The sequence below is a fragment of the Arcicella rosea genome (assembly GCF_014204325.1).
Classification (GTDB): domain Bacteria; phylum Bacteroidota; class Bacteroidia; order Cytophagales; family Spirosomataceae; genus Arcicella; species Arcicella rosea_A.
The window spans coordinates 57,369-79,669 of sequence record NZ_JACHKT010000009.1 but is presented as its reverse complement, the minus strand read 5'-3'; the positions used below and the strand labels follow the sequence as shown (position 1 = coordinate 79,669).

At 32.8% G+C, this 22,301-nt stretch carries 26 protein-coding genes; 9 read left to right on the top strand and 17 right to left on the bottom strand.

Annotated elements, in window-relative coordinates:
- The first annotated feature begins 184 nt into the window (after positions 1-184).
- On the top strand, positions 185-691 hold the full coding sequence (locus HNP25_RS08035; RefSeq protein ID WP_184133029.1) for an Lrp/AsnC family transcriptional regulator: 507 nt from the start codon (positions 185-187) through the stop codon (positions 689-691).
- 56 nt (positions 692-747) lie between these two features.
- Here HNP25_RS08035 and HNP25_RS08030 read toward each other — a convergent pair whose 3' ends face one another.
- From HNP25_RS08030 to HNP25_RS08010, 5 genes are all read right to left on the bottom strand, one after another.
- On the bottom strand, positions 748-2,073 hold the full coding sequence (locus HNP25_RS08030) for an ABC transporter permease (RefSeq protein ID WP_184133026.1): 1,326 nt from the start codon (positions 2,071-2,073) through the stop codon (positions 748-750).
- 46 nt (positions 2,074-2,119) lie between these two features.
- On the bottom strand, positions 2,120-3,043 hold the full coding sequence (locus tag HNP25_RS08025; protein WP_184133023.1) for an ABC transporter ATP-binding protein: 924 nt from the start codon (positions 3,041-3,043) through the stop codon (positions 2,120-2,122).
- Between the two features lie 147 nt (positions 3,044-3,190).
- On the bottom strand, positions 3,191-3,586 hold the full coding sequence (locus HNP25_RS08020; RefSeq protein ID WP_184133020.1) for a hypothetical protein: 396 nt from the start codon (positions 3,584-3,586) through the stop codon (positions 3,191-3,193).
- A gap of 107 nt (positions 3,587-3,693) precedes the next feature.
- Positions 3,694-4,236, bottom strand: coding sequence for an RNA methyltransferase (locus HNP25_RS08015; protein ID WP_184133017.1), 543 nt, complete (start codon positions 4,234-4,236; stop codon positions 3,694-3,696).
- A gap of 20 nt (positions 4,237-4,256) precedes the next feature.
- Positions 4,257-5,348 (bottom strand): two-component system regulatory protein YycI, encoded by a 1,092-nt coding sequence (locus HNP25_RS08010; RefSeq protein ID WP_184133014.1) that lies wholly within the window; start codon positions 5,346-5,348, stop codon positions 4,257-4,259.
- A gap of 40 nt (positions 5,349-5,388) precedes the next feature.
- On the opposite strand from HNP25_RS08010, the gene HNP25_RS08005 reads away from it, so the two are divergent.
- Positions 5,389-5,574 carry a hypothetical protein gene (locus HNP25_RS08005; RefSeq protein WP_184133012.1) on the top strand — a complete coding sequence of 62 codons (186 nt, stop codon included), beginning with the start codon at positions 5,389-5,391 and terminating at the stop codon, positions 5,572-5,574.
- A 180-nt stretch (positions 5,575-5,754) separates the two neighbouring features.
- Here the strand turns inward: HNP25_RS08005 and HNP25_RS08000 are convergent, their stop codons facing one another.
- The 3 genes from HNP25_RS08000 to HNP25_RS07990 form a co-directional block, all read right to left on the bottom strand.
- The gene (locus tag HNP25_RS08000) at positions 5,755-6,558 is read right to left on the bottom strand and encodes a response regulator transcription factor (RefSeq protein WP_184133009.1); all 804 of its coding nucleotides are present in this window, start codon (positions 6,556-6,558) and stop codon (positions 5,755-5,757) included.
- Positions 6,559-6,919: 361 nt separating this feature from the next.
- A complete protein-coding gene (locus HNP25_RS07995) occupies positions 6,920-7,516 on the bottom strand; it encodes a nucleotidyltransferase family protein (protein WP_184133006.1) in 597 nt (198 codons plus the stop codon).
- Positions 7,517-7,520: 4 nt separating this feature from the next.
- Entirely contained in the window at positions 7,521-8,615 is a 1,095-nt protein-coding gene (locus tag HNP25_RS07990; RefSeq protein WP_184133002.1) for a glycoside hydrolase family 130 protein, read from the bottom strand.
- 183 nt (positions 8,616-8,798) lie between these two features.
- Here HNP25_RS07990 and HNP25_RS07985 point away from each other — a divergent pair, with 183 nt between their 5' ends.
- The 3 genes from HNP25_RS07985 to HNP25_RS07975 all read left to right on the top strand — a co-directional run bounded on the left by HNP25_RS07985 (position 8,799) and on the right by HNP25_RS07975 (position 11,176).
- Entirely contained in the window at positions 8,799-9,476 is a 678-nt protein-coding gene (locus HNP25_RS07985; protein WP_184132999.1) for a hypothetical protein, read from the top strand.
- Between the two features lie 234 nt (positions 9,477-9,710).
- Positions 9,711-10,145: a PspC domain-containing protein gene (locus HNP25_RS07980; protein ID WP_184132997.1), complete on the top strand. Its 435-nt coding sequence runs from the start codon at positions 9,711-9,713 to the stop codon at positions 10,143-10,145.
- A gap of 74 nt (positions 10,146-10,219) precedes the next feature.
- Positions 10,220-11,176, top strand: a complete 957-nt coding sequence (locus HNP25_RS07975; RefSeq protein WP_184132994.1) for a LiaI-LiaF-like domain-containing protein — start codon at positions 10,220-10,222, stop codon at positions 11,174-11,176.
- 31 nt (positions 11,177-11,207) lie between these two features.
- Here HNP25_RS07975 and mce read toward each other — a convergent pair whose 3' ends face one another.
- The 3 genes from mce to HNP25_RS07960 all read right to left on the bottom strand — a co-directional run bounded on the left by mce (position 11,208) and on the right by HNP25_RS07960 (position 12,450).
- Positions 11,208-11,618: a methylmalonyl-CoA epimerase gene (gene mce, locus HNP25_RS07970; protein ID WP_184132991.1), complete on the bottom strand. Its 411-nt coding sequence runs from the start codon at positions 11,616-11,618 to the stop codon at positions 11,208-11,210.
- A gap of 93 nt (positions 11,619-11,711) precedes the next feature.
- Positions 11,712-11,906 carry a cold-shock protein gene (locus HNP25_RS07965; protein WP_184132988.1) on the bottom strand — a complete coding sequence of 65 codons (195 nt, stop codon included), beginning with the start codon at positions 11,904-11,906 and terminating at the stop codon, positions 11,712-11,714.
- A 349-nt stretch (positions 11,907-12,255) separates the two neighbouring features.
- A complete protein-coding gene (locus tag HNP25_RS07960; RefSeq protein WP_184132985.1) occupies positions 12,256-12,450 on the bottom strand; it encodes a cold-shock protein in 195 nt (64 codons plus the stop codon).
- Between the two features lie 445 nt (positions 12,451-12,895).
- Between HNP25_RS07960 and HNP25_RS07955 the strand changes: the two genes are divergently transcribed.
- Complete coding sequence (locus tag HNP25_RS07955) at positions 12,896-13,126, top strand: PspC domain-containing protein (RefSeq protein WP_184132982.1); 231 nt, start codon at positions 12,896-12,898, stop codon at positions 13,124-13,126.
- A gap of 2 nt (positions 13,127-13,128) precedes the next feature.
- On the opposite strand, the gene HNP25_RS07950 is transcribed toward HNP25_RS07955, so the two are convergent.
- Positions 13,129-14,136 carry a glycosyltransferase family 2 protein gene (locus HNP25_RS07950; RefSeq protein WP_184132979.1) on the bottom strand — a complete coding sequence of 336 codons (1,008 nt, stop codon included), beginning with the start codon at positions 14,134-14,136 and terminating at the stop codon, positions 13,129-13,131.
- Between the two features lie 256 nt (positions 14,137-14,392).
- Between HNP25_RS07950 and HNP25_RS07945 the strand changes: the two genes are divergently transcribed.
- Positions 14,393-16,045, top strand: a complete 1,653-nt coding sequence (locus HNP25_RS07945) for an amino acid permease (RefSeq protein WP_184132976.1) — start codon at positions 14,393-14,395, stop codon at positions 16,043-16,045.
- An 82-nt stretch (positions 16,046-16,127) separates the two neighbouring features.
- On the opposite strand, the gene HNP25_RS07940 is transcribed toward HNP25_RS07945, so the two are convergent.
- The 5 genes from HNP25_RS07940 to panC form a co-directional block, all read right to left on the bottom strand.
- Entirely contained in the window at positions 16,128-16,820 is a 693-nt protein-coding gene (locus HNP25_RS07940) for a zinc metallopeptidase (protein WP_184132973.1), read from the bottom strand.
- Between the two features lie 5 nt (positions 16,821-16,825).
- The gene (gene rfaE2, locus HNP25_RS07935; RefSeq protein WP_184132971.1) at positions 16,826-17,302 is read right to left on the bottom strand and encodes a D-glycero-beta-D-manno-heptose 1-phosphate adenylyltransferase; all 477 of its coding nucleotides are present in this window, start codon (positions 17,300-17,302) and stop codon (positions 16,826-16,828) included.
- Complete coding sequence (locus HNP25_RS07930; protein ID WP_184132969.1) at positions 17,295-18,266, bottom strand: lysylphosphatidylglycerol synthase transmembrane domain-containing protein; 972 nt, start codon at positions 18,264-18,266, stop codon at positions 17,295-17,297. The genes rfaE2 and HNP25_RS07930 overlap by 8 nt, the downstream gene beginning before the upstream one ends.
- A gap of 93 nt (positions 18,267-18,359) precedes the next feature.
- Entirely contained in the window at positions 18,360-18,710 is a 351-nt protein-coding gene (gene panD, locus HNP25_RS07925) for an aspartate 1-decarboxylase (protein WP_184132968.1), read from the bottom strand.
- Between the two features lie 105 nt (positions 18,711-18,815).
- Entirely contained in the window at positions 18,816-19,652 is an 837-nt protein-coding gene (panC, locus tag HNP25_RS07920) for a pantoate--beta-alanine ligase (RefSeq protein WP_184132966.1), read from the bottom strand.
- 234 nt (positions 19,653-19,886) lie between these two features.
- On the opposite strand from panC, the gene HNP25_RS07915 reads away from it, so the two are divergent.
- Together HNP25_RS07915 and HNP25_RS07910 are read left to right on the top strand one after the other, a co-directional pair.
- Positions 19,887-20,696 (top strand): glycogen/starch synthase, encoded by an 810-nt coding sequence (locus tag HNP25_RS07915; RefSeq protein ID WP_184132964.1) that lies wholly within the window; start codon positions 19,887-19,889, stop codon positions 20,694-20,696.
- The gene (locus tag HNP25_RS07910) at positions 20,608-22,173 is read left to right on the top strand and encodes a DUF4270 family protein (protein ID WP_184132962.1); all 1,566 of its coding nucleotides are present in this window, start codon (positions 20,608-20,610) and stop codon (positions 22,171-22,173) included. Before HNP25_RS07915 ends, HNP25_RS07910 begins: the two co-directional genes overlap by 89 nt.
- The last annotated feature ends 128 nt before the right edge of the window (positions 22,174-22,301 follow it).

The following is a 22,301-nucleotide window of genomic DNA, read 5'->3' as shown; positions in this document are numbered from 1 at the left end:
CAAAAAAAGCTAAATTATCACCTAAGTAGATTCTATTATTTTTCACTAAAAACTACCTGTTTTTTCTACTTTTTCGTCAAAAAATGCCTATTTTTTGACGAATTTTCAAAAATAGATTAAAATTTAGTTTTTATTTTTCCTTAAAAATTCGGAAATTATAGATGAACTTACTTTCTTCTACTTTATGAGCCTTACGCAACCAACCAATACAAACGAAAATGCAGTTGTTCTTGACGAATTAGATTTTGCTATTTTGGGTCAATTACAAGAAGACGGACGCCGTTCATTTACTGACATGGCCGAAAACTTAAAAACCTCTGCCAGTACCATCCGAAGCAGAGCGAGTAAACTTATTGAAGATAAAACCATCCAAATTGTTGGACGTGTCAATACTGCAAGAGTAGGCTTTCATGCTTATGTACATATAAAAATTTCTGTTCGACCAGCCAACCTTATCGAGTCGGTAGCTGCTCAGCTTCAAGAATTCAGAGAAGTGAGTTTTTTGGCTGTTACTTCTGGGGATTTCGATATTCAGGTAGATGTAATGTGTAGAGATAATAATCACTTGTTGGAAGTAATCAATCAACGTATTCCTAATATTGAAGGTGTTTTTCAAACCAAAACGGATATGTATATCAAAATCTTGAAGTATTCTCAACCAGATTTAGGTTTATTAAACCAACCCAAATAAAATCTTTATGAAAATAAAAATGCTTTTCAGTAGTCTGAAAAGCATTTTTATTGATTTTATCCTTTATAAAAAACCCATTTACTAATTTCTTTCCAAGTAGGCTTTTTACCGTACATTAAAATTCCTACTCGATATACTTTTCCTGCAAACCAAGTTGTTCCTAAAAAACCAAAGACTAATAGTACAAAAGATAAGGCAATTTCCCAATTTGGTACTCCAAAAGGTAATCTTACCATCATATCTATTGGTGAAGTCAGTGGAAAAATTGATGCCCAAAAGGCAATTGGACTATCAGGTTTTTGAATAATTACTTGTGCTAAAATAAACGAGAGGATAATTGGAATCGTGACGGGGAACATGAATTGCTGTGCTTCCGAAGCATTTTCAACAGCAGAACCTATCGCCGCAAAAAGTGAACTGTACAGTAAATATCCTCCGATGTAAAATAAAAAGAAGCAAATAATGATTTTTGCAAGTGAGATATTTTCAATTGTTTGAGAAATACTAGAAAGCGGATTGGTGTCTTTTACAGAGTCTTGATACTTCTTAATCTCATCTGAACCTGCTCCTGATTGCTTTAACGTTTCTACTTTTTCTTGAATTTTACCTGACATAATTGCCGTTGTGGCTGTTGAAGCACCAAAAGTAAGTACACCCCACAATAAGAACTGAGTAAGACCGACCAAACCAACTCCTACAATTTTACCCATCATTAATTGAAATGGACGAACTGAAGAAATCATCACTTCAATAATTCTATTACTTTTTTCTTCAATTACACCATTCATTACTTGTGAACCGTACAAAAATGCGGAAATGTATAATATCATTCCAAAAATACCAGCTAAAATCATCGCACCAGTAGAACTACTACTTTGTTCGCCGCCATCTTCATTCAACGTATAAGTTTTGGCATTTACGTTTACTTTATTTTCTTCCAAAACTTTTAAATCAATATTGGCTCTTTGCAATTTTATGTTGCGTAATTCATTCTGTATTTTTCCCTGAATGCTAAATTGAGTTGATAAACCAATACTCTTTTTCCCAACCATTTTTACGCCATTAGGATTATCAAGAATATCTTTAGGAATACTCACCACAATGTCGGCATTGCCTTTATATAAGTTTTTCTTTGCTTGGTCAAAAGTAGTTTCAATAAATTTAAAGGTAATGTCTTCCTCAGATTGCAATTTGCCTTTGAATAATTTACTTTCATCGACTACCTCAATTGTTTTGGTATCGTTTGAATTTAAAAATAAATAAAGCGGAATAGCATAAATTGCAGCGATAAGAATCGGCACTAAAAGCGAAGCAATCCAAAAAGATTTTTTTCTTACTCTGGTTGTATATTCTCGCTGGATAATCAGTAAAATCTTATTCATCGTTTTGGGGTTTTAAAAGGGAGTATAAAATTGGTTTAAGGTTACTTCAAAGAATATCGTTAGCTTCGCCACCAACCACCTTGATAAAAATCTCATTGAATGAAGGAATATTTTCATTGAAAGAGATTAGCATTACTTGCTCAAGTAAAACAGTAATCATTTGATTTACAGATACTCCTTCAACAAGTTTGATATGAGATTGCGTGATGCCATCTTCCAAAGGTTTACTATCTAATACTTCAAAAAACAAAGGATTTGCATTGAGTGTGCCAATAAATTCTATGGTATAAGAATTATCTCTGAAACGATTTTTTACTTCTTTTTTTGCCCCATGAAGTACCACTTTCGATTTATTTATCAATGCAATGTGGTCGCATAATTCTTCAACGGACTCCATTCTATGTGTAGAAAAAATAATAGTTGTTCCTTTTTCTTTTAACTCTAGAATTTCATCTTTCAATAAATTGGCATTGATGGGGTCGAAGCCAGAGAAAGGCTCATCAAGAATAATCAATTTAGGTTCATGAACAATCGTTGCGATAAATTGTGTTTTTTGTTGCATTCCTTTTGAAAGGTCTTCAACATTTTTATTCCACCAATCTTTTATATCGAATTTTATAAACCAGTGTTTCAGTTTTTCAGTAGCTTCGGCTTTACTCATACCTTTTAGCTGAGCAAGATAAAGTAACTGTTCGCCAACTTTCATTTTTTTGTACAAACCACGCTCTTCGGGTAAATATCCGATTACTTCAATATGCTTGGGTTGTAACTTTTCGCCAAGAAGAATGATTTCTCCCTCGTCTGGTGCAGTAATTTGATTGATAATTCGTATCAAAGAGGTTTTCCCTGCTCCGTTTGGCCCTAGCAAACCAAAAATAGAACCTGCTGGTACTTCAATACTTACTTTGTCTAAAGCAGTGTGTCCTGCATAACGTTTTACCACATGGCGGGCTTCTAAAATATTCGACATCGATGGTGCGGGTTTAGTTTGTTATAGTTTTGGAATGAGTCGCAGAAAGTCAAACAGAATTACAACGACAGTACAAAACAAAAAGAGTTTATCAAAAATTAATATCATTTTTGATAAACTCTTTCATTTGTTTGATAATCGGTAATTTTAAGCTCCTGCTTCTTCGCTAGCTTCTTTACTTGTTACTTCTTCAGAAACTTCAGCTGTTTTTTTCTTTGATGATTTCCCTTTCTTTTCCACAACTACTTCGTCTTCAGTAACAATGGCAATTTTTGCTGCTAGTTCTGCTTTTGCTGCTGCCTTTGCTTTTTCTTTTTCTACTTTTTCAGCTTTTTCTTTCGCTTTCTTAGCTTCTTTTTTAGCTTCTTTCTCTTTTTCCTCAGTTTCTTCTTTCTGAAGTTTAGCGTACTTCTTTACAATTTCTTTCGCTGTTTCATCAACAGCTTTCACTAATTTCTTAGCACTTTTTGCATTTAACCCGTGGAGTTTACCTAAAATAAGGGCTGAGATTTCGTTGGTAAGAGTCTTATTGTTTGATTTCATGATCAATATTAATTTAATATTAAATTATTATTATATAATTGAAACGAAGGTATCAATAAGGTTGAAAGCAAAAAAATTTTTTGTGTTAAGTTTTCAAATAACTGATATTAATTATTTTTTGCTGTTAAATATTTACTTACAAAATCCCAGCAAATTACACCAGTTGTTACCGAAATGTTCAAAGAATGCTTTGTGCCGAATTGTGGTACTTCTAAACAAAAATCTGCTTGTTCTACCACTTGCTGGCTTACTCCAAAAACTTCGTTACCAAATACAAAAGCATATTTTTTATCAAGTGCTGGTTCAAAACCTAATAAAGATACACTATTTTCAACTTGTTCAACTGCCGCTACGATATAACCTTCAGCTTGTAATGTTTTGACTAAGGTTAAAACATCTTCAACGTGTTCCCAAGTTACAGTTTCATCAGCTCCTAAAGCTGTCTTTTGAATTTCTCGGTGTGGAGGCGTTGCCGTAATACCGCCCAAAAATACTTTATCTACTTTAAAAGCGTCTGCGGTTCTAAATACAGAACCTACGTTATTCATACTTCTAATATCGTCCAAAATTAAAACATAAGGAAATTTTTCTACCTGTTGAAACTCCTCCGCTGTAAGGCGGTTAAGGTCATCCATTGACAGTTTGCGCATTTTAAAATATAATTTTATGATTATCGGTTTACTCTCAATTCATCCGAAATGAGTGATTGCCATTTTTGTTGTCCTACAAAATTAATACTATGATTACTTTCTGCATCATATTCTTTTTGTAAACGATTCAATTCTCGATACATTTCAATAAATAAAAGCTGTAATTCGCTATCGTAATCATCAATAGTCAGCATTTTTGAAGCTTTCTTTTTGTATCGTTCTGCAATCACTTTTGTAATGTCAAAATGTAATTGTTCATGAGCAAGATGCTCTTCCGAAAGTGTCAGTGAAGTCCAAGATGCACTTTTCAACATATAAGCTTTTAATTGTAAATCAATCATCAAAACACCGTTTTTAATATTCGCCAAAGCATTATATTCAAAATTGGTAAACACTTGTGCCGCATATTTAGTACTCAATGGTTTTTTACCTTCAAAATCTTTCCATGAAAGTTTATACTTGTTCGACCAAAAAACGGTATCGCCACTGATAGGATTATCAATTCCATAATCTGGTTTAATATTCAATTGAACAGCTTTTATCAGCAGAGGACTTTTGTCATAATTGATACTTATCCATTGGTCGAAATAAAGAAGTGATTTATCAAATAACCTTCCAATCAAATACTGATAGCGGGCGGTTACATTAAAACTACGAGTAAAAGAAATTTTCGTTTGATAAGATGTCAGGGTTATTAAAGTAGAATCTCGCATAAAACCAAATTCTACTTTAATTTCGCTAGAACCATTCACAATTTTTGAGTTGACTATTTTTTCAACAACTTTCAGCTCTTTTATTGTAAGTACAATTGGATAAGAAGCGTTATTTTTCTTAGAGAATTTCGTTAAAAATTCATTACTTGCTTTCGCAGTTCCATTTAATAATTTCAAATAAACGTCTTCCTTTTCTTCATTATAAACAATTCCTATTTTACGTTTATCTGGTCGCTCGTCGATAATTTTCAACAAGTAAAAATTATTGTTTTTTAATTTAACAGCAGTATTTCCCAACGAAATCGACTTTTCTTGAGCTCCAACTTGATTTTGTAGCAATAATTGAAAAAAAACAAAAGTAAACACCAATATCCACTTGATTTTTTTATATTTTTTCATATCTTAGTATAAATTATTTTTTCACAAAAAAATTCTAACGATGTCAAATTCAACACAACACTCAGAAGACAATGAACTTTCAACAGCTCAGTTGATTGTCTTATTTATCGTTTTTGCATTTATCTTAATTTGGTTAGGAGATACCTTCACAGCGACGGTGGGTATAATTGGTGAGGTGATTATTTTTATAGTAGAATATAATAAAAAGCATAACTTGATTGAATAAGCTTTTAAGTATTTCCATAAAAGTAACATGAAGAGTTCTACTTTTATGGAAATATTTTTTTCTAGGTAGATTAACTATTAAAACTCTCGCCAATAAATCTTTTGCTTCACTTTCCTCAAGAAACTTGATTTTACAACTATTGCTCTAATAATTGAAAAATCAGCAAGTACTGTATTATTCTTATTTCAAAATACCTAAAAGTTTTGCGAGTTGCACTAAAGCAGTGGTATCTCGTGCATCTAATTTACGAATCATATTTTTTCGATGATTGTCAACCGTGTTAGAACTAATAAATAGTTTTTCTGCAATTTTTTTTGAGTCATAACCTTTCAATAGCATTTTCAGGACATCAATCTCTCTATCTGAGAAAACATCTTGCTTCTTTATTTGCTTTTCGTTTGAAGAAAAAGTCGTCACAAAATCACTATTTCCAAAACTTGCTCGTCCTAAATAATTATCCAACTTCTTGACTAAATGCTCAATATCTTGATTAATCAAAAAACATAAAGTTGGTAAACCTTCCTCGTCAAATTCCAATCCAATTAATTGAACCATCGAATGAAATGGCTTTTTACTGGGTCTTAAATACTGAATACCATATCCATAAGCCACAAAATTCTCTCGAACCTCACGAGGAGCCGCTTTAATAGAATTATACATAAACTTCAATAATTCAGGTATCGCTGAAACATTTTTCATTTCAGGAACCATCATACTCAAAACCATCGGTACTCCTTTCTCTAAAAAATCATCAGGATGAATTCCCAATGCCAATTCAGTATTGGCTACAAATTTGTAAGTAAGCGTTCGCATATCCAGAATTTGATATACTGCATTCGGTAAAGTAGAACTAAGACTAAAGTATCCAAGTTCCTGTAAATATTTCTCAATAGTTTTTTCTGAGGCACTTCCTGCCACAAGACTAACAGCATCTAAACATTTACGAAACAATTGTTCAATTGAATTATCCGATAACGACTCCATAGCATTTGTAGAATTTACAAGATTTTTAGCAAAACAAGAAGTATGAGTATTTTATACCAATACAAATTAATAAATCGTATAAAATAGACACTTTGGCTATTTAAAAAAACTTTAAGATTGCATAACTTTGCAAAAAATAAGTCTTGAAGTAAGATAATACAATAAAAACTGTCATTAGGCAACGACAGCTATTTTTATTTACAACAAAGAATCGTTTCAATAATGCTTGACCACCACTTTAACTTGATCCATTAGTAAAAATAATCTGACTGTGTAGTACTCCCGCTAGCGTATTTGTGTCATTAAGTAGATTATTTTTCAAAAAGTCGAAGCTAATCCTTCGGCTTTTTTGTTTTAAATCCTATTCATTGAGCAAGAATTTCGCTAAATCTTCCTGTGTATCAATATCATAAATGCCCTCGGGGAAATCAATACTCATAACAGAACCTCCATACTGCTTTAATAGCACTTTTGCTCCAAGGTCGCCATTTAATGACATTAGTTCTAAAAAATACTTTTTTCCAAATAAAATAGGTACTCCTAGTTGATTCGCATACTTACAAGCAATTATCGAATACTCTGTATTTGCAAAAGCTTGCATCATTTTTTGCAAAAGTAAGGAACCAACAAAGGGTTGGTCGCATAATAGTATCAAAATAGCATCAGAAGTATCAAAAAGTTGTTTTACACCAAAACTGATAGAATTTCCAATTCCTTCATTCCAGTCAGTATTAACTATTACTTTTAACTTTTGTTGATTTTCTTGAACTAACTCTGTCAACTTGGGTTGTATGATATTTTCATTTGCACCCAAAACTATTAGTACATTATCAGTAATCGCTAATGCCAATTGAGTAATTTTACTTACAAGTATTTCTCCTTTGTATTCAACAAGTTGTTTAGGACTACCTAAGCGGCTAGAACTACCCGCTGCAAGGATTAAAGATGAAATTTTCATACATCTACAAAGAATTTTTAACGGCTACACCCACCATACTATCAGCTGTACCATAATACAAAAACCATTTTTTCTTGAAATAGACCAAGCCTTCGATAAAAGTTGTGCCTGCTTTGTATTGTCCACGCATTTCATGAGGCAAATCTGGTTTAATAAAACACTCATCCAATCTATTAATAATTTTTGTTGGGTCATTTGCATCAAAAAGTACTTGTCCGCCCGAATAAGTTTCAGCAGGAAGATGTTGGTCTCTAGTTTCCTCTTTAGCATTTTTACCATTGTACAACAACAAAATTCCTTTTGAAGTCAACATTGCCGGCGGACCTGGTTCTGTTAAATCACTATCAAACTTTCCAGTTCTAATATTCATCACATATTTTAATTCCCCGTTTTCTTCAACCAATGGATTCCAATTTATTAAATCATCAGAAGTAGCAATATTAACTCCTTTTTCACCCCAATACATCCAATACTTTCCTTTGATTTTGGCAGCTATAATTTTCCCATTCACCATTTTAGTAATGATTGAACCTGATTTAGACCAAACATTCAAGAATTTCCCAGAATATGCTTTGGCAAAAGCTGGCCCATGTTTTTTCCAATGAATCAAATCCTTTGAAGTGGCAATACACAATCTGGCTACATCACGATTCCAAGCCGTATAAGCTACAACATAAGTATCGTCGGCACGTTCTACAATTCGTGGATCTTCACAACCACCAGGGTTATCAAATTTAGCAAACTCATCTTTTGAAGGAAATAAAACAGGGTTTTTTCTTCTTGTAAAATGTATTCCATCATTACTGACAGCCAAGCCAATTCTGGAAGTACGAAAGCCAATGTTTGTTCCAGGAGTATCCTCTGCCCGAAATAAAACATAAACTTTCCCGTTTCTAACAATAGCAGCAGGATTAAAAACATCAGCTTTTTGCCATTTTACAGAAGTATTTTTCATCGGGCAAGCAAATTCATAACTAGAATCAGCACTTAGTATAGGATTTTCCTTGGGTTTTGAAAAACCAGTTAAAGCCCAATTCGTGTTCTGAGCTATGGTCAGATTTCCGACGAAACAGAACAGTATCAGTAATTTTAATTTCATTAGTTATCTTGATTGATGATTGTTTTTGTTAAAGCTATCTAAAATTAAACAATTTAACTACAGGCTAATCTGTATTATAAATTAATAATAATTTCCCATTAAGATTTATCTTATTTTGCTGAAATAAATCAAGCAACTTATATTGCGAAGCATTTTCCAAAATCACTTAACATTATCTTTTTTATGAAAAAGCTATTCATTATTTATATTTTATTGCTAAGTATTCAGAGTATTCGTGCGCAAGTTTTTACAGGAACTCAGGAAATTGAAAGAGCTACAAAAGAAGGACTTTATACAACTGTAGCGATTGAAGACAAGTATATTAAACCAATTTTACAAAATGAACTAGCCAAATATGGTAGTGTAGAAGTAGGCAGAAGTAATGTTTTCAGAATTACAGGAGCAAGAATTTCAAGTATTTCATCAGACCCACTAATGGTTGTAAGCAAGATTAGTGCAGACAAAGGGAAAAATAAAATATTCCTTTCAATTGGTTTTGGCGATGAAGTTTATGTCAATAGCTCGCATCCAAAATATTTGGCGGCAGAAAGGATTCTTAATGATATTGTTGACCAGCTAAAAAAACAAGGAGAGGTTAGATTAGAAGAAAAGAACTTAGACGATATTAAAACCAAACAAGTAAAAGCAGTAACTATAGCAGAACGCTTAGCCAGAGCATTGGAAAACAATAGAAGAGAAAAAGACAGACTTTTGCTAAAAATTGAAGAAAACAGAATAGAACTTGAGCGTCTGCAAATGGAAGTAGAACAGAATAAAAAAGACCAATTATTAATGAATGATGGTTTAATTAATCAGCAGAAAAAAGTAGAAGAAGCAAAAATCAGGTCTAAGAGACAATAGTTTACTAAATCTTAGTGAATCCTTTGGGCAAAAAAGCTCAAAGGATTTTTTATTTTAAAACTCGCCATCAAAAATATCCATTCATAAAGTCAAATGTACCGTCTATTCATTTTCAGGTTGTTAATCTTAAAGCTCGTGATAAATTTCAACCATCAAACGAAAAGAATTATTTAAAAGTATCACTTAAACCTATTTTTTTCAAAACTCTAAACAAGAAAACTAAACAAAACAAACATGAACGATTCACTTTATCGCATACCTTCAAAAGGACAATTAGGAGGTGTAGCAGCTGGATTATCAGAACGCTTCGGCATTGATGTTTCCATTATTCGAGTACTTTTATTTTTAGGTTTAGTCTTTACACATGGTATTTTTTTCTGGATGTATGTTATCTTGTGGATAGCATTGCCAGTGAAACATCAATGGGAAACAACGGCAACGCCAGATAACGCAACTTTTAACTCAACATTTACTAACATGAAAAAAGATTCAAGCAAAGTTTGGGGAATTATTTTAATAGTTTTAGGTACAATCTTCTTATTAGATGAATGGATTCCTGATTTCGACTTTGGTAAATTCTGGCCTCTTATTTTAATCGGTGTGGGTGGTTATATCATCTTTAAAGAAAAAGATAAGATTGACTTCAATAACGATAAAAATAACTTCTAAATCGACACGTCAAAATCCGTTATCAATCTTAAACCTAAATTTGATAACGGATTTTAACCTTAAAGCTTTTAACAATGAATTCTAAAAATATTTTTTCTGGAGGTTTTTTAATCTTAATCGGCTTTCTATTTCTTGGGAAAGAATTTGGCTGGTTTAATATTGATTGGCATGAAATTTCAAGACTTTGGCCACTTTTATTAATCTACTTGGGGCTTGTTGCTTTTATTGGCAAAAGTAGTCGTTCGGCAACGGTTATTACAATCATTTTACTTTGTATTGCTATTCCAATCGTCATTGTGAGGAGCTGTAAGGATAAAGTAAAAACTGCCTTTAATGATCATGATATTCACATTGATATGGATGATGATAATGATAACAACGACAATGATGATTATCAATTTAAAGGAACAAAGCAAAAGCTTATCGAATCAATGAATCCGCTTGTGAAAAATGCAAAATTTGAATTTTCTGGTGGTGCGGCTGAATTTATCATCAATGGTACTTCAAATGATTTAGTTGAAGCTGATGCTGATTTAGATTTTGGAAATATTTCACTTAGAAAGACAGGGGATTCTACCAATCCTAATATTATTTTTGCCTTAAAAGGAAAGAAAAATAATATTCATATTGGAGACAACAATCATAATAAAATCAATTTAAAGCTTAATCCAAATGTAATTTGGGATATGAATTTTGAATTTGGTGCAGGTAAAGCTGATTTTGATTTGAGTGAATACAAAATCAATAAACTATCAATTAAGACAGGCGTAACTGAAACAGACGTTAAATTAGGCGATAAAGTAGATAACCTAGATGTTCAAGTAGAATCAGGTTTAACTTCAATCGAATTTAATATTCCAGAATCAGTTGGTTGTAGAATTGATGTTGATGGCGGACTGAACTCCAAAGATTTTGATGGATTTATTCAAAAAAATGGACATTGGGAAACACCAAATTTTGAAAAATCTGCCAAGAAAATCAACATCAGCTTTGATGGCGGTTTACAAGAATTAAAAGTAAAGCGATATTAAAATCATAGCCCAGTTTGACGAAAAGTACTTGTCAAACTGGGCTATTTTTACTTTGACAAAGCTCTATCAATACGGAGTTCGTTCCTTTAGGATGTAAAAAGCAAACCAACTTATTATCTGCACCATCTTTGGGCACTTCATTTAAAAGGGTGAATCCCTCGTTTTTTAGTCTATCCATTTCTTCATAAATATTGCTTACCTCAAAAGCAATGTGATGAATTCCCTCACCTTTCTTCTCGATAAACTTTGAAATCGGACTATCAGCATGAGTACCTTCTAACAATTCTATTTTCGTTTGTCCAACTTGAAAAAAAGAAGTAATAACCCCTTCAGAAAATACTTCTTCTTGCTTAAAAGGAGATACTCCCAAAAGTTTGGTAAATAAATCATTAGAAACATTCAAATCTTTTACAGCAATACCAATGTGTTCAACCTGTTTCATCTTTTTATTTGAATTTTAAATCCCAAATTAATAAAAAAAGAAAAACCCCAACCTATAGGCCGGGGTTTTAAATGACTATCTATCTAAAAAAAATTAGATTCTCTTCACATTCACAGCATTTAAGCCACGCTTTCCTTCTTGTACGTCGAAAGAAACAGAGTCATTTTCACGAATCGTTGTTCCAGACAATCCTGTTACGTGTACAAAGATTTCTTCATTTGACTCGTCATCAACGATAAATCCAAAACCTTTAGATTCGTTGAAAAATTTAACTTTACCAGTTTGCATAAAAATTGATATAAAAAAATTAAAAAAAAATAAAAATACTAACGATGTGTTTTGATAACATTGAAAACAATATACACAAAACTTATATGTTTAAATCTCGTAAAAGAATAAGATTTGTCTAGCTAACTCGGCTTTCGCCTTTTACTTCTTAACTTAAATGGTTTAAAAGTAATTAATAACCTTAAATAGAATTAGAATTTAATTCCAAACAACATAGCAAGCAGGTCTAAAGTAAGTTCTGCTACATTTGTAATGAAACCAAAACTTTAAATAATTCACAAAAAACTTGTACTGAATTTTACTTTTGATTTATTTTACTAAATCCCAATTAAAACAATACTTGCACTAACTACAATTTCTTAACATTTGCGGCGTTAAGACCTCTTTTTCCTTCAACAATATCGAATGACACTTTATCATCTTGGCGTAAATGTGTTCCGCCTAATGCTGTAACGTGAACGAAAATTTCTTGTCCACTTTCACTGTCAACGATAAAACCAAAGCCTTTGCTTTCATTAAAAAATTTAACTGTTCCTGTTTGCATGACGTAAAAAAGAATGGTTGATAATGAGACAAAAGTTACCAAAAACATTTAAGTTTTTGATAAATTAATAGCCCTAAAAGTATAAGATTGATATTCGAAGCATGTGATAATCAAGGAGAATTGAATCTAAGGGAACCAACGGACTCTTGAAAACTAATTACTTTGTACTAAAAACTTGTCACTCTTTTTACTATTAATATCCAAATGTAAGTATAATTTTGTGTATTCCTATTTTTATATGAATATTTTTAAAAAAAAATAAATTAAAATATAACTATATTTATAATACATTACACCTTTTCAATATAAATTATTGTTAATATAATACAAGTTGATAAAGTACGTTTTACTAGATGGCTTTTTTTGATAATCCAGCAAAACAATGTAACTTTAATTCAGTTTTCAGAGTGTAACCAATTAAAATTCAGAATTTTGACCTAAAGCCATGCCAAACACATTAAGATTAAAATACTTTGTTGAGCATCATGTTTTTGGTGTTTGTACAAAAATTGGTGAGAAATTAGGAATTTCTACCAGTAGCATTCGGTTATACTTTGTTTATGTTTCTTTTATTACTGTTGGTTCTCCTATCATCATATATTTAGTATTGGCATTTTGGATGAATATTCGCCGTTATTTACGCCAATACAAAAGCCCATCTGTTTGGGAATTATAACCTTACTTCTGTAATTGATTATAAGTTTTTACATCATTTATAAAATGTTGCCATACGATATTTCTTCTGTAAACTGTTGATATGTCATCTTTTCGTTGAATCTGCTTCCTTTTTTTATACCAGCCTAGGAAATGTGCATAAAAATCAAAATGTGCTCTAGCTACTGCCCAACAATCCTCCCAGCTATCAAACAAAAGAAACTTTATTCCAGCTACTCCATCTAAAATTAACCTTGTAAAAATTGCAAGGGCAAAACCTTTGTCGGGATGGTTTTTATAAAGCATAGCCAAACCATTTCTGAAATTCAAAAAAGTCTTGTAAGGGTTCGATTTGTGCAATGTTCCACCACCTACATGATATACTTCTGAACTTCCACAAGCAAAAACTTTAAAACCAGCATGATGTATTCGCCAACAAAGGTCAATCTCCTCCATGTGTGCAAAGAAATCACCATCAAAGCCACCTACTTGATGAAATACTTCTGCCCGAACAAACATACAAGCACCAGTTGCCCAAAACACTTCATGATTGTCATTGTATTGCTTTAAATCTTGTTCAATTTCTTGAAAGATTCTTCCACGACAAAATGGATAACCGAGATGATCAATAAATCCTCCAGCAGCTCCAGCGTATTCAAAATGGCTTTTTTGATGAAATGATTTGATTTTGGGTTGACAAGCTGCAATTGTTTTGTCATTTTTCATCAATGCAATCACTGGTTCAATCCAATTAGGAGTTACCTCCACATCAGAATTCAGCAAAACGTAATATTCAGCATCGACAAATTCAAGTGCTTCGTTATATCCTTGTGCGAAACCGTGATTTTCTCTGAGTTCAATAATTTTAACAGTAGGGAATGCGGTTTTTAATAATTCCAATGAAGAATCAGTAGAAGCATTATCAGCAACGTAAATGGTTGCATCAGAAGAGTATTGTATAACAGAGGGTAAAAAATCAGCTAAATGTTTTTGACCATTATAATTTAAAATGACTACTGCGATTTGATTCATAAAGGAATTTTAGCTATTTTAGGAAAAAATGTATCATTAAAATGATGATAATGCTACTTATTTCTTCAAGCTGATAATAGACTGTGTTCTTGAGATTTGTACATATTTCAATAATTATCGAAATATTAAAATGACTTACAGACAAAGATAATTTGATTTTTTGAAATACTATCTATCTCAATTATTTATGGCTTTATCAATTTACTTGTTTAGATTTAAGAATATTTTCAATGACAAATACTTAACTTCAAACTAAATGTCAGACAATTCTATTTTCAGGCGCAAATCAATTAATAACGTTTTACAACAAAGTGAAGATTCCCACGGTGGGGGTTTGGTGAAGATTCTTGGTGTTAGAGACCTTACTTCATTTGGGATTGCTGCCATCATTGGCGCAGGTATTTTTAGTACAATTGGTAGAGCAAGTTATGAAGGTGGTCCAGCCGTTTCATTGCTTTTTGTATTCGTTTCTATTGCTTGTATTTTCACCGCACTTTGTTATGCTCAATTTGCATCAATGGTTCCCGTTTCTGGAAGTGCTTATACCTATGCATATGTTTCTTTTGGCGAAATTTTCGCTTGGATTATTGGCTGGGCATTGATTCTTGAATATGCCGTTTCCAATATGGTAGTCGCTATTTCTTGGTCGGAGTACTTCGTTGGAATGTTGCATGGTTTCGGGATTAATTTTCCAGATTACTTAACAATCGATTATGGGACTGCTCATAAAGCATTTTTAGAAAGCCAAGCTGGTGCAACAAAACTAACAGATAGTACTTTATTTGCCGCTAAAGCTTATGAACACGCTCCTGTACTAGGAAGTATAAAATTATTAATTGACCTTCCTGCTGGTGTAATTACAATGCTTGTCACTTCTTTGGTTTATGTTGGGATGAAAGAATCAAGAAGTGCCAGTAATTTCTTAGTAGTCCTAAAGTTGGTGGTAATTTTACTGGTAATTTCTGTTGGAGCTTTTTATGTTAAACCAGAAAATTGGTCACCATTTGCACCCAACGGAGCACAAGGAGTATTAGGTGGCGTTGCTTCAGTTTTCTTTGCTTTCATTGGTTTTGATTCTATTTCAACCACTGCCGAAGAATGCAAGAATCCACAAAGAGATTTACCAAGAGCAATGATTTACTGCCTAGTAATTTGTGCGGTTTTATATGTTTGTATTACGTTGGTTTTAACTGGAATGGTAAACTACACTGAACTAAAAGTGGATGACCCGTTGGCTTATGTTTTTCAGAAAATAAATTTCGATTTTATGGCTGGCATTATTTCTGTCTCTGCCGTTGTAGCCATTACGAGTGCTTTGTTAGTGTATCAGATGGGGCAACCAAGAATCTGGATGGCTATGAGTAGAGATGGCTTACTTTGGAAACGCTTTTCAAAAATTCATCCAAAATTCAAAACACCTAGCTTTGCAACGATTGTTACTGGTTTTGTTGTAGCTGTTCCTTCGCTATTCTTAGATATGGGTTTTTTCGTTGACTTAACAAGTGTAGGTACTTTCTTTGCTTTTATTTTGGTTTGTGCTGGTGTTTTATATTTAGACTATCAAGGTTTATCAAAAGATGCTAAATTTAAAATTCCTTATTTAAATGGTCAATTTATTGTTGGGCCATTATTGGTTGTTGCAATTGCTTTCGTCATTTATAACAATACTTTTTTCTCGGAACTTGAAGCTAAGCCACTTTTAGCTTTTTTCTGGTTAGTTTGGGCAATTTTATCTGTACTTGCCTATTTACACAAGTTTTCAATTCTTCCTGTTTTAGGTATTTTAACAAATCTTTACTTAATGACAGAATTGGGCATCACTAACTGGACAATATTTTTAATTTGGCTTGCAATCGGTTTGGTAATCTATTTTATTTATGGCTACAAAAACAGTAAACTAGCTAAGTGAATTTAAAACAGTAATCATAAGAAAAGGCTTTCAGAATGTTCTGAAAGCCTTTTCTTATGTAATAAATGTCAAAAATTATTTATTAATCATTACTTCGTCTTCCTGAAAGTAAAGATACATAGTATAATAATTGTGCTAACATACCCAAAGCTGCGGCTACATAAGTCATCGCTGCCCACCACAAAGCATCTTTCGCCATTGCATGTTCTGGTGCTGTTACGATGTTTCGCTGACTCATCCAAGCTAATGCTCTTCTTGAAGCATCAAATTCTACTGGTAAAGTAATAAAACTAAAAAGTGTCGCTAAGGCAAACATCGCCACACCAATCGTCAATACCAATTTATTTCCTGTAGAATACAAAAGCATCATACCAATCATTAAAGCAATTGGCATAAAATTATTAGCAATGCTTAATACGGGAACCATTGCACTACGGAATTGTAGCATCGAGTAAGCTGTAGCATGTTGTACCGCATGACCACATTCGTGGGCTGCTACTGCTGCAGCCGAAGCACTTCTTCCATAGAAAACATCTGGACTCAAATTAACCGTTTTATCGGCTGGATTATAATGGTCAGTTAATTGTCCTTCTACAGAAATGATTCTTACATCAAAAATCCCATTGTCTCTCAACATTTTGTCAGCAATTTCTTTCCCAGAAAGCCCATTTGTCAAACCAATTTCTGAATACTCTTGAAATTTACTTTTCAATCTCCATTGCACGAACATCCCGATTCCTGCAAAAACTAAAGTAATTAAATATATGCCTATCATAGCTATTAAATTTGTTTGATTTTCTCAATTAACGAAGTGGTTGAATATCCTTTTACCAAAGGAATTGTTTTTACTTCTCCACCTTTACCCATAACAAAATCAGCCCCAACAATAGTTTCAACTACGTAATCATCGCCTTTCACCAAAATATCTGGTTGAATTTCCTGAATTACTTCAAGCGGAGTTGGCTCGTCAAAAAGAATTACTGCATCAATAAATTCAAAAGCTGCCATCATTCTTGAACGAGCGTATTCATTCACAACTGGGCGGGTCTCCCCTTTTAATCTTTTTACCGAAGCATCAGTATTCAATCCTAAAATCAGCTTATCACCTAAATTTCTAGCTTTCTCTAAATAATCAATGTGTCCTAGATGAACAATATCAAAACATCCATTGGTAAAAACTATTTTCTTGCCTTCTTTTTGCCAGTCTTCTGTTCGCTTAATGGCTTCTTCAAGACTAACAATTTTATTTTCAGTCATCTATTTTTGGTTTAATAAATAATGTAATCAAAAAACTTAGTGCCCCTAAAACCAACAACGTAATCATCTGAGAGCCGTGTATAAATGTTGCCAAGATAATTCCGTCTTTTTGTGGTAAACCATAAAGTACCAAAGCATTTCCTACTAAAAAATGGAATGGGCCTATTCCGCCTTGCGTAGGTGCAGCCATGCCAAAAGAACCCATTGTTAATACGGTTAGCCCTGCCAATAAACCCAAATGAGCAGTTTCTGGTATAGCAAAGAAAAGCACATAAGCTGAAAGCCAATACATCACCCAAATAAGTATTGTAAAGAAGATAAAGGCAAATGGTTTTTCAAGGTGTTTTACACTCATCAAACCATCCAGTAATCCATTCAGAAAGCCAATAATTTTACTAAGAATTGGCACTCCTGATAATCTTTCTTGATACTTTCTGAAAAGATAAATACTTAAAATTCCAGCAATCGAGAGGAATATTAAAAGACCAACAATCAAATAAATCTTAGAGGCAAACTGTTCCATAAAGAAATGTTGAAGCTTATCATATTCTAAAATTAAGTTCAACATTAATACGATTAATAAGGACACTACATCAAAAATTCTTTCGGTTAGTACAGTTCCAAATGATTTTTCAAAAGGAATATTATCTGTCTTTTTCAAACTTCCACAGCGAGATACTTCTCCCATCCTTGGAATGATATAATTGGCAAAATATCCAATAAAAATAGCTAAAGTAGTATTGAAAGTAGAAGGTTGGTAGCCAAGTGGTTTCATCAAAATCCGCCATCTTGTTGCTCGACTAACATGTGCTGTAATTGATAAAATAGCTGAAAGCATCAACCATTTATAATCAGCTTTCTTGAATTCATCAAGCATTTCAGACAAACTAATGTCCTTAAAAACAAACCAGAGTAAGCCTCCCGCCAAAACAAGCGATATGGTGTATTGAAGGATTTTTTTCATAATAGATTCATCAAAAAGGAATTGAGTATTGCTAAGAATCGTATTTTCTATAATCTTAACAATACTCAATTTGAACTACAAAGACACAATGTGCTAATTTACCAATCTGTTGTTATCGTCTGGAAAAACCAAACTTGGTTTGTAAGTACGAGCTTCCTCTTCTGTCATCATTCCATAAGCAATAATGATAACAATATCACCTATTTGAGCTCTTCGAGCAGCTGCACCATTCAAACAAACCATTCCAGAACCACGCTCACCTTTTATAACATAAGTTTCAAAACGCTCGCCATTGTTATTGTTGACAATCTGTACTTTTTCATTTTCAATCAAATTGGCGGCATCCATTAAATCCTCGTCAATCGTGACACTTCCGACATAATTCAACTCCGCTTGAGTAATTTTTACTCTATGGAGTTTTGATTTCATTATATGAAGAAACATAATATTTTTTTAATAAACGTGAATATCAAACAGCTTTTAAAACACTCTTTGAAAATTATGCTGCAAAGATAGATTATTTTTAAGCTTATATAATAATGAGGCTTTTCAAATAATTATGTTATCAATCAAACGAGTTTTACCCATGAAAGCTGCAATACACAAAGCGGTTTTACCAACTGAAAGTTCCTCGATGGGTAGTAATGTCTCAAAATCCGATATTTCAAAATACTCTAATTCAATATCCTCAATTACGTCAAAATACTCCTTTATAAACTGTTTTACTGCCGTCGATGATTGATTCTTGAGTAAAGCTGCAGAGGCAGTTAAAGATTTATAGATTTCTGGAGCAATTACTCTTTGTTCCTCACTTAAATTTCGATTTCTTGAAGACATCGCCAAACCGTCTTTTTCTCGTTGAGTTGGGCAAATCACTAAATCCAAAGAGAAACTTAAATCTTTTACCAAACAATTAATGACGGCACATTGCTGTAAATCTTTTTGTCCGAAATAAGCTTTATTGGGCTGAACAATGTTAAATAATTTAGATACAACGATGCCTACTCCATTGAAATGTCCAGGTCTGAATTTTCCTTCCATAACGTTTTCTAAAGTACCGAAATCAAACTTTAAGGTTGGTAAACTAGGGTACATTTCGGTAGCACTTGGTGCAAATACAATATCGCAATTGGCTTCTTCAAGCATTTTACAGTCAGCTTCTAAAGTACGAGGATAAACTGCTAAATCGTGTGGATTATTAAACTGAGTAGGATTTACAAAAATACTACAAACAACAATATCATTCTGATTTTTAGCAGTTTCAATCAAAGACAAATGCCCTTGATGAAGCGCACCCATGGTGGGTACAAAACCTACTGATTTACTTAACTGACGCTGATTTTGTAAATATGCTTGTAAAGTCTTTATCTCAAAAAATACTTGCATGATGTTCTATTCTTTAATTTTTTGAAGGTTGAATGAATAAAATATGAATGTGATTTATATAACTCTGCAAGTGTTATTATTCGTTCCAAACAGATTCACGTTCAATTTTTTGTGGAATTTCCGTATTTTTTTTATATTTTTGCATAATTTTTATGTGAATCCTTCTTGCTTTGATTGTCTGTTTTAGTTGTTTAACACTTTTTAACAGCATCAAGGCTCCTAACAACGACAACAATGTCTAAATTGCGTATCCTTTACGTTGCCAGTGAAGTTGACCCTTTTCTCTCTACGACTCAAGTAGCTAATTTTGTCAGAAAACTCCCTGCTGCTATGCAGGAAAAAGGGTTTGAAATCAGAATCTTAGTACCTCGTTTTGGGTTAATCAATGAACGTAAAAACCGACTTCATGAAGTAGTAAGGTTATCTGGGTTTACGGTACCAGTTGGTGACGACGATAAGCCAGTAACCATTAAAGTTGCCTCTTTGCCATCAGCAAAATTACAGGTATATTTTATTGATAACGAAGACTATTTTCAAAGAAAGTACGTTTTTACCGACAAAGAAGATAGATTTTATGCAGATAACGATGAGCGTGCAATATTTTTCTGTAAAGGTGCACTTGAGACTGTAAAAAAATTAGGATGGTCTCCTGATATTGTGCATTGTAACGATTGGATGACAGCTTTAATACCTTTGTATTTAAAGACTACTTACAGAAACGATCCAATGTTTAAAGACTCTAAAACAGTATTTTCTATTTTCAACAATGAGTTTGCTCATAAATTTGCTTTTGAAGGATTGTACGACAAAGTAAAAATGTTAAATGTTGAAGATGACATGCTAGGTAGCTTAGAATCAGCAGATTATCAAGGTTTTGTTAAGATTGGCGTAGAATATGCCGACGTCGTAATTACGATGGAAGAAGAAGTATCAGAGAAATTTAACACTATTTTTAATGAATTACCCGCAAAAAAATTGGAATACGTTCCAGAAGAGAGTATTGACAGTTACTACAATATTTACACGGAGTTGGCAAGTGCGTAAAGCATTCATTTTTGGTGTTTTCTTTTCTTTTTTCGCAATTTTGTCTGCTTGTGAAGACCCTAAAGAAATAGGTTCTAATGTTTTTGTACAAGACATAGGCTTACTTTACACTGATACTTTAAAGGTTGATGCTTCTACGGTTTTATTAGATTCTATCGCAACATACAGTACAGGTAATCTTTTGGTGGGTCGTTTTACTGATCCAGTTTTGGGAGATGTAAACGCAGTAAGTTACTTCCAGATTTCAAACCTTACCGCAGATACTATCCGCTCGAATGTTGATACTGCTGGCAGAAGTAATGTAAAATGGATAACCTATCCAAGTAAAAATGATTCTATCCGTTTGATTTTACCTTATAGCTTTGTTCAAGGCGATACACTTCAAGATCAATCGTTCAAATTATATCAACTAGCATCATCTGCAAGTCTTGACCCTGCTATTGTTTATTATAACAACAGTGCAGCTCCTGCCTTGAATCCTACTCCGATTGGACAATTGAATAACGTAAAAATTCGCCCAATCAGAGATAAAAGAGTAATTTCTGGAACAGCTGGAAAATTTGATTCATTAAGAATCCCAATTACAGAACCTTCATTTGTGAAGTTTTTAGAAAGTCAAAGAGACATCGCCAAAAGCGAAGCACTTGTTGGAACGGGTTTCAAAGGAGTAGTTAAAGGGTTAGCATTAGTTTCTGAAAGTAATAAAAATGCAGCAGTTGTTGGTTTTTCTGCTGGTGCTGTTCAAATGAAACTATACTATCATTATAAATATACTTATACTGTTAGAAATACAGCAAATACGGCTGATAGTTTAGTTACTGTAGATACTACAAAATCTAACAATTTCTATATTGCCATTACGAATGCAGACGGTACAAATTTCAATGCTAGATTTAATAAAATTACAGCTGCTCGTACAGGAACAACATTAAGTAAATTGGCTAAACCTGCTGATATTTTAAAAAGTAGCGAAGCGAATAATCAAGTTTTTCTTCAATCTGGGACAGGTGTTGCAATGAAAGTACAGTTTCCAAATTTATTAAAATTGAAGGAACGTAACGACATCGCTATCAATAAGGCAGAATTAGTACTTGAACCTAAATCAAATACTGCTGGCTATACTTTACCAAGCGATTTAATCCTTGTTGAAGCCACTCCAACCAACAAACCTTTGAGAACAACAACTACTGGTGAAGGCAATTTTGTTTTTGTAACAGGCGAAGGAACTATCTCTTCTTATGCAAGTAGAACTAATTTATATACTTTCAACATAACAAGTTCTTTACAAAATATCATTGCTGGTAGAGGCAAAAATAATGGTTGGATTATAACACCAACATTATTTTCTACCAACTCTAGTACTGGTACAAGAGGACCAGCACTTGGTAAAAGTGTAATTAATCCTGACATTACTCGTGCCATTTTTGATCATAGTAATATCAAACTTAAAGTATATTATACTTACGTAGCTAGATAATATATAATTTCTCGAAATAATTCTGGAGCGGAGAACCATAATATGGATTCTCCGCTCTATTTTTGTGGCAATATATTACTGACTATTTCTTCTGTGATTTAATTATTAATTTATAAACTAATCTAAAA